The sequence below is a fragment of the Campylobacter sp. CNRCH_2014_0184h genome, from assembly GCF_025772985.1.
In the GTDB taxonomy this organism is placed as follows: domain Bacteria; phylum Campylobacterota; class Campylobacteria; order Campylobacterales; family Campylobacteraceae; genus Campylobacter_D.
The window spans coordinates 47,620-60,969 of record NZ_JAKMTB010000007.1 but is presented as its reverse complement, the minus strand read 5'-3'; the positions used below and the strand labels follow the sequence as shown (position 1 = coordinate 60,969).

Sequence of the window (13,350 nt, the reverse complement as noted above, 5' to 3'; positions counted from 1 at the left end):
GTATTATATAAAGCTTGATGCAGCAAGAGCTGTTCATCAGTATAAATTTGATGATGATCATAGAATGAAGTTATATTTAAGTGGTGGGGTGTATTTTTGAAAAAATAATTGCTTTGTTATTAAAAATATTGTTAATTAGTCATATTGTAAAAATATAATGCTATTATAAATATAGAGTTAGCAATATTTCATGATAAATGTGAAATTTGTATCTTTATAAAATAATACATTAGAGGTTGAGTGAAAAAATACATTTTTTTAAGCTGTATATGCATAAATGCATTTGCTTTAAATTTAGAAGAAAGCTTAGGTGAGGGTGAGGCTAATATTAGCAAATATCAAAAGTCAAACACTGTTTCTAAGCAAGTATTTTTTCAAAAACCACAAGAATACCAAGCTCAAAGTACAGATCTTAGTTCTTTTGCTAGTAATTCTTTAGGTCAAGTTTTAAATTTAAGTTCTAAGGATAAAACAGAGGCTAATTTAGACTATGATGCTTTAAATGTAAATATAAAAAATATTAATTCATTACTAGATTATGAAAATGCTACTTTGCTTTTAGAAAAACAAGCAAGAATAGGACAATTAGAACAAGCTTATTCTTTAGGACTTATTAATCGTTATGAATTTGATGAGTTTAATTTAGGTTTTAATTATTTTAATGATCAGTATAAAGAAGCTTATGAAAAAAATAGTTTTGGTGCTGAATTTCAATTTAGTCATTATTTTAAAGCTTATGCTAATCACTATAATATAAAGGAAAATGATAGTGAAGATAGCACAGAGCTTGGTTTGATGTTTGATTTGCCTTATTTGAATGTTTTAAATGTAAATTCTAATATAAAAGAATTACAAAATCAATATAACATTACTTATTCTCCAATTTCTATTTTAGATTTATCACTTAATTATCAAGATGAAAAAACCAGCGCCAAAGATCAAACAGCAATGTGGGTAAGATTTAGACTAAATTATGAGCAAAGTTTAAGTAAGCAATTTTATAATAGTTTTTACCGTAAAAACAATATAGGTGAATTTAATCGCTATGATTTTGCTACTAGGACTTATTAATTACTCATAAAACGAGTAATATCATTATAAGTTACAAACACCATTAAACTTAAAAGTAAAGCCATGCCAAAATAACTAAGATATTCAAAACATACCTTTGGCACTTCTTTTTTAAAGACTAACTCATAAAGGTTAAAAAGTATATGCCCTCCATCTAGCGCTGGAATGGGAAGTAAATTTAATACTCCAAGGTTGATAGAAATTAAAGCGGTGATTAAAAATAAAACCACTATGCTAGTATTTGCTGCTTTGGAAGTTATATCCACCATAGTGATGATTCCACCCATATTCTTAGCGTCTAATTCCCCGCTGATGATTTTAGCAAGACCTTTAAAAATGAGCAAAGAAGCCTCTATGCTTTCTTCATAAGCATATTTTAAACTACTAAATCCTGGATGATAAATAGTAACAAACTCACCCTTAGGTGCTATGCCAATTAGTGGTTTTTGAACTTTTTGATAAAACTCATTATAGCCTTGATCAATTTGCGGGGTTAGGGTGATGTTGATGAGTTTACCATCGCGTTCTATACTAAGTAAGGTTGGTTTTATATGTACAAGTTTGCCAATTTCTTCAAAGCTTTGAATTTTAACTCCATCTATAGCTAGGACTTTATCTCCAATTTGTAAATTTGCTTTTTGTGCAGCTGAGCTTGGTGCTATATTACCAATAACAGGTGCAAGCTTTTGAACTCCTAAAAAACCTATGGCTATATAAAGTAAAAATGCTAAAAAGAAATTAAAAAATGGTCCTGTGAAAAGTATGTAAATTCTAGCTAGAGGACTTAGAGTATTATAGCTATTTGGTTCGTAATTTTTTTCGCTAGGATTTAAATCATCTTGTCCTTTGAGTTTAACATAACCACCAAAAGGTAGAGCAGATAAGCGATATTCTGTGTTTTTGTAAGTTTTTTTAAAAACAGCTCTTCCAAAGCCTATGCTAAAAATCTCTACATCAACCCTCATATGTTTTGCGGCTAGAAAATGTCCTAACTCGTGAAAAAAAATTAAAAAAGATATAACCAAAAGCGTTATTAAAAAGCTAAAAGAATAAAATTTAAAGCCAATGGCTAAGATAATAAATAAAAATAAATATGATTTCAAATTATACCTTTTTTAAATGTTTTGTATAAGCTAGTATGTATTCAAAAGCCGAATAAAGTGTAAGTACTAAGGCAATAAACAACAATGTATTGGCAAAAGGCCATTGCATGATTAAAAATATAATGGCTATCATTTGAAAGGTTGTTTTTATTTTTCCTGCAAAAGAAGCACTTACATCAAATTTTTCACTCACCATAACCACTCTAAAACCGGTTATAAAAAATTCTCTTACTAGAATAATATAAATCATCCAAGGATCGGCTTTTTGGGTGAGTAATAATCCTAAAAAAGCAGCCAAAACAAGCATTTTATCTGCTAGTGGATCTATAATAGCTCCAAGTTTTGTAGTTTGATTCCAAGTTCTTGCAATATAACCATCAAAAAAATCAGTCAAGGCAGCTATACCAAAAACAACACAAGCAAAATAATTTACCCAACTGGGATGAATATTTTCAAAATCATTAATAAGTAAAAAAAACAAAAGTGGAGCTAATAATATCCTTATAAATGCTAAGATATTAGGTAAATTCATTGTTTGTTAATCCTTGTGTTTAAAGAAAATACCCCAAAATGGGGTAATGAATTATTTAAAAGTGGTACCACCATCTACGATTAAAGTGTGTCCTGTGATCCAATTTGCTTTATCAGAACATAAAAATAAACATGCTCCTGCTAAATCTTGAGGCTGTCCAATACGGTTTAGTGGACTAAGATTAATAGTTGCATTTTTAACTTCTTCATAATTTGTAAATGCTTTAAGCGCATCAGTGTCAATTGGCCCGCCACTTACTACATTTACACGGATGTTTTTAGAACCAAGTTCGGTTGCAGCATATCTTGCCATAGCTTCTACTGCTGCTTTTGCTGTACCGTGTCCTGCGTAATTTTCAATATGTACTAAATTTCCTGTTGAAGAAATAGATAATATACTACCTCCACTAACTTTTTCCATTCTTTTTGCTGCTTCTTGTGCTCCAACTACAAATGCATTTACGGTTGCTGTGAAAATATTATTTATTCCGCGAGGTTTTAATTTCATAAATTTAGTATATCCACCTACAACGGCACGACCTGAGATAATAGCATTAGAGATGAAAAAATCTATTCTGTCAAAATCTTGATCGATTTTTTCAAATAATTCTTTATAAGTTTCTGGTTCAAGTATGTTAAACTCGTAAGCCTTTGCTTTGATTTTGTAGTTATTTTCTAAATCTTTTACAATTTCTTGAGCTAAATCTGCATTAGAATTATAAGTAAAAGCTACATTGGCTCCTGCTTTTGCAAACTCATATACAATAGCTTTACCAATCCCTCTTGTTCCACCGCTAATTACTAAAGTTTTATTTTGAAAAAAAGTATCCATTAAAATCCTTTGATATTATAGTTTTTCATAATCGCTTCTATTTTTGCTAAATTGCAATCACTAGGTTTACAAAGTGGCAAACGATATTCTAAGGTAGGGGTTAAACCTGCTATATACATTGCTGCTTTAATAGGTATAGGATTGCTTTCGCAAAATAAAATTTTATTGATATTATACAACTCATCATTAATTTTTTTAGCTTCGATGTATTTTTCTTCTAAAGCTAGATGAGTTAATTTTGAAATCATATCAGGAAGTAAATTTGAAGTAACTGAAATCACACCTTTACCGCCATTTGAAAGTATAGGATAATTAATCGCATCTTCTCCGCTTAAAAGCATCATTCTAGGCTCATGTGCTAGCAAATCAACGCATTTGTCAATGCTCCCACTAGCTTCTTTTACCCCATAAATATTTTCACAATCTCTAAACAATCTTATAATGGTTTCTGTTTGAAGCTCACAACCTGTTCTTCCTGGGACATTATATAAAAGTACAGGTATATCTATGCTTTTTGCTATTTCTTTATAATGCAAATACAAACCTTCTTGTGTGGGTTTGTTATAGTATGGAGTAACGCTTAAAATACCATCAGCTCCATGCTCTTGTGCAAATTTAGCCAAACTTACAGCCTCATGGGTAGCATTGCTTCCTGCTCCTGCTAAAACCTTACAAGAACTTCCCTTGCAAGCATCTAATGCTATTTCTATACAAATTCTATGTTCTTCATGGGTTAAGGTGGCACTTTCTCCAGTTGTTCCAACAGGCACTACTGCATCAATCCCATTTGCTATTTGTCTTTTGATGAGTTTGTGGTAAGTTTGTTCATCTAATTTTCCATTTTTAAATGGAGTTATTAAAGCTGTCATTGCTCCTATGATGATTTTATTGTCCATTTTCACCCCTTTTTAAGATTATTGTAGTAGATTTGTTTTCATTGAAATATTTTCTAGCACAATGAATTAAATCATCTTTGCTTAGATTTTCTATATTTTTTTCATAATCAAGTAAAGGTTTTAAATCGCCTTTAGCAAGATAAGATCCATAAATATTTGCAACGCTACTTGCATCGCTTAGTGAAAAAATAAAATCACTTTTTACGGTGTTTTTGATTTTTTCCATGATAGTATCATCAAATTTAGCATTTTTTACATCTTCAAGAATTTTTAAAAGCTCTTTTTCAACATCTTCTGCTTTTATACCTTCATTGCAAACACAAATAAATATAAATAAATTCTCATCTATATTTTCGCTTGCATAAGCATAAAATTCATTGATAAGTTCTAATTTATCAATTAAAATTTCGCTTATTAAAGAACTTTTTCCATTTCCCAAAAGTTCGCTTAATGCACAAAGTTTTGGCATATCCTCATGATTAAATGCAGGAATTTTATACGCAAGTGCTAGTAATTGTGTATCGCTTTCTTTATGCAAGATCACACGTTTAGCACCATCTTGCTCAGGTTCTTTTTCATGAACTATAGGGATTTCTTTGGTATTTTTTATATCTTGAAAATGCTTTTTAGCTAAAGTAAATACTTCATCTTCATCAATATCACCACTCACAAGCAAAATAGCATTTTTAGGTTGATAAAAAGTTTGATGAAAATCTTGTATATCTTCTATTTTCCAATTTTGTATATCTTTAAAAAAGCCTATCGGGGTCCAGTGATATGGATGGTGTAAAAAGGCATGATTGTATAATCTAAAATACAAATATCCCAAAGGATTATTATCAGTTCTCCAACGCCTTTCTTCTAAAACTACATTTCTTTCAGGTTGAAACTCATCATCTTTTAAATTTAAATTACGTATTAATTCAGCAAAAAGCCATAAAGATTTATCTAAATTTTCACTAGAGCATTTTATAAAATAATGCGTATAGTCAAAGCCCGTACTTGCATTATCCACTCCGCCAAAACCCTTGACTATCTCATCAAATTCACCTGCTTTTAAATTTTTTGTACTTTTAAAATTTAAATGTTCAAGCATGTGAGCTATGCCACTTTTTCCCATTTTTTCATTTCTTGAGCCAACTTTATAAAAAATATCTACACTTATAACTCCGCTTTTTTTATTTACAGGTAAAGTATAGACTTCAAGTTTATTTTCAAGGGTGATTTTTTTATAATTAATCATTTAAAATTAACTCCTATAGCTTGACTAATATGATTAAAACCATCTTGTTTTAAAAGCTCGATTAAACCTTGATTGATATTTTTAACAATACTTGGTCCTTTAAAAATCATAGCTGTATAAATTTGAACCAAACTAGCCCCGTTTTTAATGCGCTCATAAGCAAGTTCAGCACTATCTATGCCTCCACTTGCTATTAAAATAGTATCTTGATAAATTTCTTTAGCTACTTCTTTAAAAAATGTCGCACTTTTTTGGGTGATTAATCTACCACTAATTCCGCCAAAAGTTCTTGCATTGTCAATCAAAGAATAATCTATACTAGTATTTGCCATGATAATACCATCAGCTTTTGCACTAATAGCGCTTTTACAAAGTGAAATTGCGCTATCTATATTCATATCTGGAGCAATTTTTAAAATCACAGGTTTGTTTGTGATTTGTTTTGCTTGGTTAAATAAAGTACTTACAAATTCCTCACTTTGTAAATCTCTTAAATTTTTGGTATTTGGAGAGGATATATTAATCACAAATAAATCACATAAATCTTTAAATTCTTTTAATAAAATAATATAATCATTAATAGCTTCTTCATTTGGGGTGATTTTGTTTTTGCCTATATTTGCCACTAAAGGTATGCTAAAAGGATAGACTTTTTTTACTTCTTTTGCAATGGCGTCTTTGCCTTTATTGTTAAAACCCATAGCATTTTGAATACTTTCTTGTTCAACAAGTCTAAAAAGTCTAGGTTTTTCATTACCATTTTGAGGTTTTGGAGTAAAAGTTCCATATTCTAAAAAACCAAAACCTAAAGCACTTAGCGGTCTTATCATGGTTGCATTTTTATCAAAACCACCTGCTAAACCCACAGGGTTATAAAAATTTAAATTAAAAATTTCTTGATTTAAAATTTCATCATTTATTACACAATCTTTTGCAAAAAAACTAAGCCCTCCAGGAAATATACAATCTAGCGTCCGCATACTAAATTCAGCCAGAGCATGAGCATTTTCTGGATCTAATTTATATATTAAAGGTTTTAAGCTTTCATAAGTCATATTTTTCCTTTATTTGCAAAATAGCATATTGTACTAAAAAAATGATAATTTTTAGTTTTCATTTTCTTTGACTTTATCAGTTTTTTGTGCTTTTTGTTTTAATTTTTGATAAATTTCACAATGTTGCATTAAATAAGCATCATTTCCTATAGAAGCTATTTTTCCTTTATCAAGTACAGCGATTTTATCGGCATTTTCTATAGTGCTAAGTCTATGAGCGATGATGAGTATCAAACGATCTTTTTTTAAGCTTTCTATAGTTCTTACTATGGCTTTTTCGCTTTCATTGTCAAGTGCTGAGGTTGCTTCATCAAAAATTAAAATTTGAGGATTTTTATATAAAGCCCTTGCTATAGCAATGCGTTGTTTTTGTCCACCTGAGAGATTTTTTCCATGTTCTTTTAATTCAGTATGTATACCACCAAGTTCTTGAACAAAATCATAAGCATTAGCTTGTTTTAAAACTTCTATCACGCGTGTTTCGTTATATTCTTTAGCATAAGCAATATTTTGAGCTATGGTGTCATTAAATATATAAATATTTTGAGTTACCAAAGAAATATTTTCTCTTAAACTAATAATATCAAAAGAGCTAATGTCTTTTTGATTGATTAAAATCTCACCGCTATCTTTTTCAAAAAAATACATTAAAAGATTAATAATAGAAGATTTTCCTCCACCGCTTGATCCAACTAAGGCTAGAATTTCTCCTTTATCAAAAGAAAAATTTACATCTTTTAATACCATTTTATCTTTTTGATAGCTTAAAGAGACATTTTTAAAATGGATATTTTGGATATTTTCTGTAAGTTTTTCTTCACCACCTTTAATTTGTGGTTCTAAATCAGTTAAATAAAAAGTTCTCTCGCTAGCTGCTACTGCATTTTGTAATCTTGTATAAAGTGAAGAAAGTCTTTTAATAGGAGTATAAGCCATAAATAAAGCTGTAGTAAAACTAAAAAAAGAACCTATACTTAAACTTCCATCGATTACTTCTTTACCACCTATTATAATTACTATTGCAAAGCCAATTGAACCCATAGATTCCATTAAAGGGCTACTCAAAGCTTCGATTCTAATGCCCTTTAAGGAAAGTTTACAAACTTCGCTATTAGTTTGGCTGAATTTTTGCATTTCATTTTTGCCTGCATTGGAAGCTTTAATAAGTTCTATATTGGAAAAGATTTCACTTAATCTTGAAGTAAGATCAGAATTTTTTTCTTGGGTATTGCGTCCTATTTTTTTGATTTTTTTAGCAAAAATAGCAAGAGGATAAATTGCTAAAGGTAAAATAACTAAAGCAAAAAAAGCAAGTTTTGGGCTTTGATAAATCACTACGCTTAAAAGTCCAATGGCAGTTAAACTTTCTCTTAAAATTTCAGGTATGATAGTAGAAACTATATTTTGCAAAGCTCCAATATCAGAAGTACACCGACTGATTAATTCGCCACTTCTGTATTTATGAAAAAAACTCATATCTAAGCGCAAAAGATTGCCAAGAACTAATTCTCTTAATCTTCTTAAAATATCTGTCCCAACATAAGATATATAATAAACTTGCATATAAGCACCAAGATTTTTTAAAGCATAAATTAAAACAACAAGCAAAGGCATGTAATAAAGCAATTGAGCATTTTTTTCTATAAAAATTTTATTTAAAATAGGCTCTATGATGTATGCGCTAGCAGCTGTTCCACCACTAGTTAAAAGCATGCCAATGATAGCTAAAACAAAATAAAACCAATAATCTTTATAATAAGGCTTAAAGCGAGTAAAAACCTCTTTAAGCTTCATTTCTTTGTAATTTTTATCCATTTTTCTCCCATACCACACCATTTGGTGTATCCATTAAAAGAATATTCTCCTTAGCTAAATCATCACGAATTTGATCTGCTAAGGCATAGTTTTTTTCTTGCTTTGCTTTGTTGCGTAGAGCAATTTTTTCTTCTATTTCTTGACATTTTTCTTCACTAATGCCAAATTGAAAATATTTTATGGTATCTATGAAGCCTATACCAAAAATAAAAGCAAGTTCTTTCAAGGTTTTTTCTACTTGTATTTTATAAGTTTTATCTTTTGGGTTTTGATCTAAGTAAATATTACTTTCATTGATAAACTCATCAAGTAAAGCTAAGGCTTTAGAGGCATTTAAATCATCATTTAAAACTTCTAAGATATTTTTAGCTACTTCACTTTCTATGGTAGTTTTTTCATCTATAAAAGCATTTAAATTTAAGCGTTTTTTTAAGCGGTAAAATTTATCAAGTCTTTTTTTAGCAGCTTGTAAGTCTTCTAAAGCATAGTTAAAATGCGCTCTATAATGCACACTTAAAAGATAAAATCTCAAAACTTCTCCACTAAAAAGTTTTAAAGAATCTTTTAGAAAAAAGCTATTTCCCAAGCTTTTGCTCATTTTTTCACCATTAATTTGTACAAAGCCATTGTGTAGCCAAAAATTAGCTAATTCATGATTGTTTTTACAACGACACTGGCAAGCTTCATTTTCATGATGAGGAAAAAGTAAGTCTATGCCCCCTGCATGAATGTCAAGTTTATCTTTAAAAATACTCTCTATCATCACAACACATTCTGTGTGCCAACCTGGTCTTCCTTTGCCAAAACTTGCAGGATAAAATTTTTCATCAAATTTCCATAAAACAAAATCGCTATCATTTTTTTTAGCCACGCTTTCTTCTAGGCGTGATTGATTATCTTCTAAATTTCTTTTAGAGATATAAAAGTATTTATCATCTTTACTAGTATCAAAATAAATCCCATCTTCAAGTTTATAAGCTAGGTTTAATTCTAAAAGTTTTTCTATATATATAATCATTTGCTCAATATAAGCTGTAGCCTTTGGTTTAAAATCAGGTTCTAAGATATTAAGTGCTTGCATATCCTCTTCATATCTTTTAATATAAAAATTTGTAATTTCTTCTAAACTTTTGCCACTTTCTTGCATTTTTTTTAAGATTTTATCATCAATATCAGTGTAATTTCTAGCAAAAACTACTTCATAATCATTTGCTAGCAAAACTCTTCTTAAAAAATCAAAACATACACTACTTCTTGCATGCCCTAAATGTGCATCATCATATACAGTAGGCCCGCATAGATAAATGTTTGCTTTTTTTGTCTCATGTGGGATAAATTCGCATTTTTTCTTTAAAACACTATCAAAAAAAACCATCAAAACAAACCTTTAAAAAAAATGATAAATTTCAATTAAAAATTGTATTAAAATATCTTTAATTTCAAATAAGCCTAGAGCAAATAAACTTAAAAATACTATACTTATAAGCCAAAATTTAACCCTAAAAATACCCCAAAGATTTCTAAAGCCAAATTCTTTTATATTAGCATATAATAAATAAAAAGCACTAATAGATGAAGCTAGTGCAATACCTAAGCTCTTATAAGCTTCTTCTTTAATAAGTAAAATAATCACTATACTAAAAAATGCTGATATAAAAAGTGTTTTAAAGGCTATTATAGCGGCTATTTTTTGTTTAAATTTAGCATAAAGCCATAAAGAAAAAAGTTTTTGCAAGCCAAAAGGCAAAAGCCCCAAAAGATAAGCTTGTAATAAAAATGCAGTGATTTTTGTATCTTCTTGATTAAAATTTCCTCTTTGAAACAAAAACTCCACAATTTCTTTAGCTAAGATAATCCCAACTATACTAGCTAAAATCAAAAGCACGCTTAAATACTCAAAAGCTTTTTGCATAAAAGCCAAGGCTTTTTGTTCTTCATTTGCTTTTAAATGTCTTAGTATTTTGGGAAAACTTACTTGACTTAGAGCGATTGCAAAAAGAGCTAAAGGAAGCTGAAAAACTCTGTTAGAATAATACAAATACGAAATACTTCCAGCCATTAAAAAACTAGCTATAGTAGTATCTAATAATGAACTAATTTGATTTGCCGAAGAGCCTAAAAGTCCATGAGTAAATGTAGAGTGGAACTTATCTAAATTAGTCTTTGTTTTTTTAAGTTTTATGCTTAAATACATACTTTTTAAAATTCTAGTGTTTTTTAAAGCAAAAATATGCCATATAAGTTGAGCTAGACCACTTAAAACAGTCGCATATGAAAAATAATACAAAGCCTCTAAAGGTTCATCTTGAGTGACAAAAAATCCGGCAATCACAACAAAAAGATTAAAAAATGAAGCAGAAAAAGAAGTGATGAAAAAATTTTGTTTATAGTTTAATAAAGAACCTAAAAAAGTTACTAAAAAGATAAAAAACAAATACCAAAAATTAATAGAAACTAAAGGCGCAGCTAGAATGATCGTTTCTTTGTTAAAACCAAAGGCAAAAATCTTTGTAAAAAATTCAGCAAAAAAACTCACTAAAACACAGGTTAAAAAAACAATAATACTAAATTGTAATAAGACATTTATACAAAAAGCACCTTTTTTACTTGCTTTTAAAAAACTTGGTAAAAAAGCTTGTCCAAATGCCCCTTCTGCAAAAATTCTTCTAAAAAAAGCAGGCATTTTTAAAGCCACAAAGAAAATATCGCTATAAATTCCAGCACCTAAATATAAAGCTAAAACAATATCTCTTAAAACACCCATAATCCTAGAAAATAAAATTCCTAAGGCATTGATGATAAAATTTTTAAAAATAATATTTTTTCTCATTAATTTTCATTCTTTAAATATTAGTTTGAGTATTATAAAATTTTTTAGTAGCAATAATTTTAACTAAATTTTGATTTTATTTTTGCTAAAATCAAAATTTTATACACAATAAGGAAGCTTAAGCTATGGAAGAGAAGAAAATTTTATATACTAAAGACCCTTATAAAGAGCTTTTGATATTTGCTTCTGAAAATAAATGCGAAGTTGATGAACTTGATTTTAGATTATTAAGTTTTAGTACTTCTTATACTTATGATAATCAAGAATGGATAAAAGTTAATGAAAAAGAATTAAAAATTTTTGAAGAAGATGAAAAATTTTTAATTCATGATTTAAGTATAGAGCAAGAGTATAAAATAGAAATTTATTTTAAAAAATTTGCACACTCACCAGCTTTTGAGATTAGTTTATATACCAACGAAATTTGTACTTTATTAAAAGCTAGTGTTAAAGCCAGTGAAATTATTGCTTTTCATGATAAATTGGCACTAGAACTTTTAGAAGCTATTTACAAAGCGATGATAAAAGAAAAATATTTGCTCGGATTTAGAATTTTTGATTTCAAAAAGCAAATTATTGATTTTAATACCAAAGTCAAAGAAAAGCAAAAATTTGATTTTGAAGTTGAATTTGAAGTATGCAAGGGAGTTAATCCTCAAGAGCCTACAAATGAAGAAATTCAATATCACTACCTAGAAAATCTAAAAAAGCACAATGATGTGATGAATAGAAACTATGTAGCACCCATAGGAAAAGATGAGGTGGCTATTGAGAGGATTAAACCAAAAGAGGGTAGCGATGGCAAGGATTTAAGATTTAAAATTTTAAAAGCACTTCCGCCAAAAACAAATAAAGAAAAAGTTGTTTGTTCGGATAATTTTGAAGTTAAAGAAGATGATGAAAGCATAAAATATATTGCCAAAAAAGATGGCTTTATTATCCAAAAAAAATCTATTTATGAGATAGAAAATTATTTAGAATTTAATAAGGTTGATTTTAAAAGTACGGGTTCTATTTGGGCGGGTTTTGATAAACAAGTTATCATTGTGATTAAAAATACAAATAGTTTAGAAGATGCAATAGGTCCTAGGATTACTGTTGAAGCTCAAGAATTAGAAGTTACTGGTAATATGGCTCAAGATTCTGTTTTAAGAGGTAAAAAAGTAATTCTTAAAGGTAATATGCATCATAAAAGCACTATTATAGGGCAAAAGGTTGAGGTTAATATCTTAAGAGGATATTGTGAGGCCGAGGAAGTTTTTGCTGAAACTTTAGAAAATGGTTCTATCAAGGCTAAAAAAGTAAATATTAAAAAGGCTGTGGGTGGGGAGATTATTGCGGATGAAATTTACATACAAGAGCTTGGTGGTAATTGTTTGTGTATTGCTAAAAGCTTGATTCATGTTGAAAAAGTTCAAGGAAGTGGCAATAAACTTGTAATTCAAGATCTCAAAGCTTTTGATAAAGAAAAAAGTGGAGAAGAGATACTTTTGCATATTGAAGAGTTAAAAAAAGAACAAGAAAATTTAGTCAAAGAAATTGAAGAAACCAAGCATACTATCCATGTGAGTAAAGATTCTGTGAGAATTTTACAGCAAAAGGCAAAAGAATTAATAAGTGCAAAAAGAGCTGTACCGCAAGCTTATAAGATTACTATTAAAGATTTTAATCAAAAGATTGAAAATTTAAATATTTTAGCTAATAAAATAGAAACCTTAAAAGAAGAAGAAAAAGCAAATATGGAAAAGCTTAAAAAAATTCAAGATGAACTTTTAAAATCAAAAATTATTAATAAAAGTGGAAAATGGATGGATTTAAACGAGGTTAAATTTGTTTTATTAAATCCTAGAAAAGAATTAAGCTATCATCCTCATAGTGAAGAAAAAATTCAATGTTTTGAGCTTGAAAAAATAGATACTGAAAATGGGATGAGTGTTTATGAAATTCGCTCTATTAGCAATTACAAGGAATAAG

General features: G+C 28.9%; 11 protein-coding genes. 2 read left to right on the top strand and 9 right to left on the bottom strand.

The annotated features are described in order from the left end of the window. The first annotated feature begins 240 nt into the window (after nucleotides 1-240). The gene (locus tag L8X36_RS06925) at nucleotides 241-1,071 is read left to right on the top strand and encodes a hypothetical protein (protein WP_263683183.1); all 831 of its coding nucleotides are present in this window, start codon (nucleotides 241-243) and stop codon (nucleotides 1,069-1,071) included. Here the strand turns inward: L8X36_RS06925 and rseP are convergent. Genes rseP through murJ form a run of 9 tightly spaced genes read right to left on the bottom strand, consistent with a single transcriptional unit; the run spans nucleotide 1,068 to nucleotide 11,376 of the window. Further along, nucleotides 1,068-2,174, bottom strand: a complete 1,107-nt coding sequence (rseP, locus tag L8X36_RS06920; RefSeq protein ID WP_263683182.1) for an RIP metalloprotease RseP — start codon at nucleotides 2,172-2,174, stop codon at nucleotides 1,068-1,070. The genes L8X36_RS06925 and rseP overlap by 4 nt on opposite strands. A gap of 1 nt (nucleotide 2,175) precedes the next feature. Then, nucleotides 2,176-2,706 (bottom strand): CDP-diacylglycerol--glycerol-3-phosphate 3-phosphatidyltransferase, encoded by a 531-nt coding sequence (gene pgsA / locus L8X36_RS06915; protein WP_257928099.1) that lies wholly within the window; start codon nucleotides 2,704-2,706, stop codon nucleotides 2,176-2,178. Between the two features lie 51 nt (nucleotides 2,707-2,757). Further along, nucleotides 2,758-3,537: an enoyl-ACP reductase gene (locus L8X36_RS06910; protein WP_263683181.1), complete on the bottom strand. Its 780-nt coding sequence runs from the start codon at nucleotides 3,535-3,537 to the stop codon at nucleotides 2,758-2,760. Next, a complete protein-coding gene (dapA, locus tag L8X36_RS06905) occupies nucleotides 3,537-4,433 on the bottom strand; it encodes a 4-hydroxy-tetrahydrodipicolinate synthase (RefSeq protein WP_039666865.1) in 897 nt (298 codons plus the stop codon). The genes L8X36_RS06910 and dapA overlap by 1 nt, the downstream gene beginning before the upstream one ends. Further along, nucleotides 4,423-5,676: a M16 family metallopeptidase gene (locus L8X36_RS06900; protein WP_263683180.1), complete on the bottom strand. Its 1,254-nt coding sequence runs from the start codon at nucleotides 5,674-5,676 to the stop codon at nucleotides 4,423-4,425. Before L8X36_RS06900 ends, dapA begins: the two co-directional genes overlap by 11 nt. After that, a complete protein-coding gene (locus L8X36_RS06895; protein WP_263683179.1) occupies nucleotides 5,673-6,731 on the bottom strand; it encodes a quinone-dependent dihydroorotate dehydrogenase in 1,059 nt (352 codons plus the stop codon). Before L8X36_RS06895 ends, L8X36_RS06900 begins: the two co-directional genes overlap by 4 nt. A 51-nt stretch (nucleotides 6,732-6,782) precedes the next feature. Then, nucleotides 6,783-8,546, bottom strand: a complete 1,764-nt coding sequence (locus L8X36_RS06890) for an ABC transporter ATP-binding protein (RefSeq protein ID WP_263683178.1) — start codon at nucleotides 8,544-8,546, stop codon at nucleotides 6,783-6,785. Continuing rightward, complete coding sequence (cysS, locus tag L8X36_RS06885) at nucleotides 8,539-9,921, bottom strand: cysteine--tRNA ligase (RefSeq protein ID WP_263678989.1); 1,383 nt, start codon at nucleotides 9,919-9,921, stop codon at nucleotides 8,539-8,541. Before cysS ends, L8X36_RS06890 begins: the two co-directional genes overlap by 8 nt. A gap of 12 nt (nucleotides 9,922-9,933) precedes the next feature. Continuing rightward, on the bottom strand, nucleotides 9,934-11,376 hold the full coding sequence (murJ, locus tag L8X36_RS06880) for a murein biosynthesis integral membrane protein MurJ (RefSeq protein ID WP_263683177.1): 1,443 nt from the start codon (nucleotides 11,374-11,376) through the stop codon (nucleotides 9,934-9,936). A 125-nt stretch (nucleotides 11,377-11,501) separates the two neighbouring features. Between murJ and L8X36_RS06875 the strand changes: the two genes are divergently transcribed. Next, on the top strand, nucleotides 11,502-13,349 hold the full coding sequence (locus L8X36_RS06875) for a FapA family protein (RefSeq protein WP_263683176.1): 1,848 nt from the start codon (nucleotides 11,502-11,504) through the stop codon (nucleotides 13,347-13,349). The last annotated feature ends 1 nt before the right edge of the window (nucleotide 13,350 follow it).

What these genes read in the sequence shown, in the direction of transcription:
- pgsA (WP_257928099.1), bottom strand. Translation starts at nt 2,706, where the DNA reads ATGAATTTACCTAATATCTTAGCATTTATAAGGATATTATTAGCTCCA.
- L8X36_RS06910 (WP_263683181.1), bottom strand. Translation starts at nt 3,537, where the DNA reads ATGGATACTTTTTTTCAAAATAAAACTTTAGTAATTAGCGGTGGAACA.
- dapA (WP_039666865.1), bottom strand. Translation starts at nt 4,433, where the DNA reads ATGGACAATAAAATCATCATAGGAGCAATGACAGCTTTAATAACTCCA.
- L8X36_RS06900 (WP_263683180.1), bottom strand. Translation starts at nt 5,676, where the DNA reads ATGATTAATTATAAAAAAATCACCCTTGAAAATAAACTTGAAGTCTAT.
- L8X36_RS06895 (WP_263683179.1), bottom strand. Translation starts at nt 6,731, where the DNA reads ATGACTTATGAAAGCTTAAAACCTTTAATATATAAATTAGATCCAGAA.
- L8X36_RS06890 (WP_263683178.1), bottom strand. Translation starts at nt 8,546, where the DNA reads ATGGATAAAAATTACAAAGAAATGAAGCTTAAAGAGGTTTTTACTCGC.
- cysS (WP_263678989.1), bottom strand. Translation starts at nt 9,921, where the DNA reads ATGGTTTTTTTTGATAGTGTTTTAAAGAAAAAATGCGAATTTATCCCA.
- murJ (WP_263683177.1), bottom strand. Translation starts at nt 11,376, where the DNA reads ATGAGAAAAAATATTATTTTTAAAAATTTTATCATCAATGCCTTAGGA.
- L8X36_RS06875 (WP_263683176.1), top strand. Translation starts at nt 11,502, where the DNA reads ATGGAAGAGAAGAAAATTTTATATACTAAAGACCCTTATAAAGAGCTT.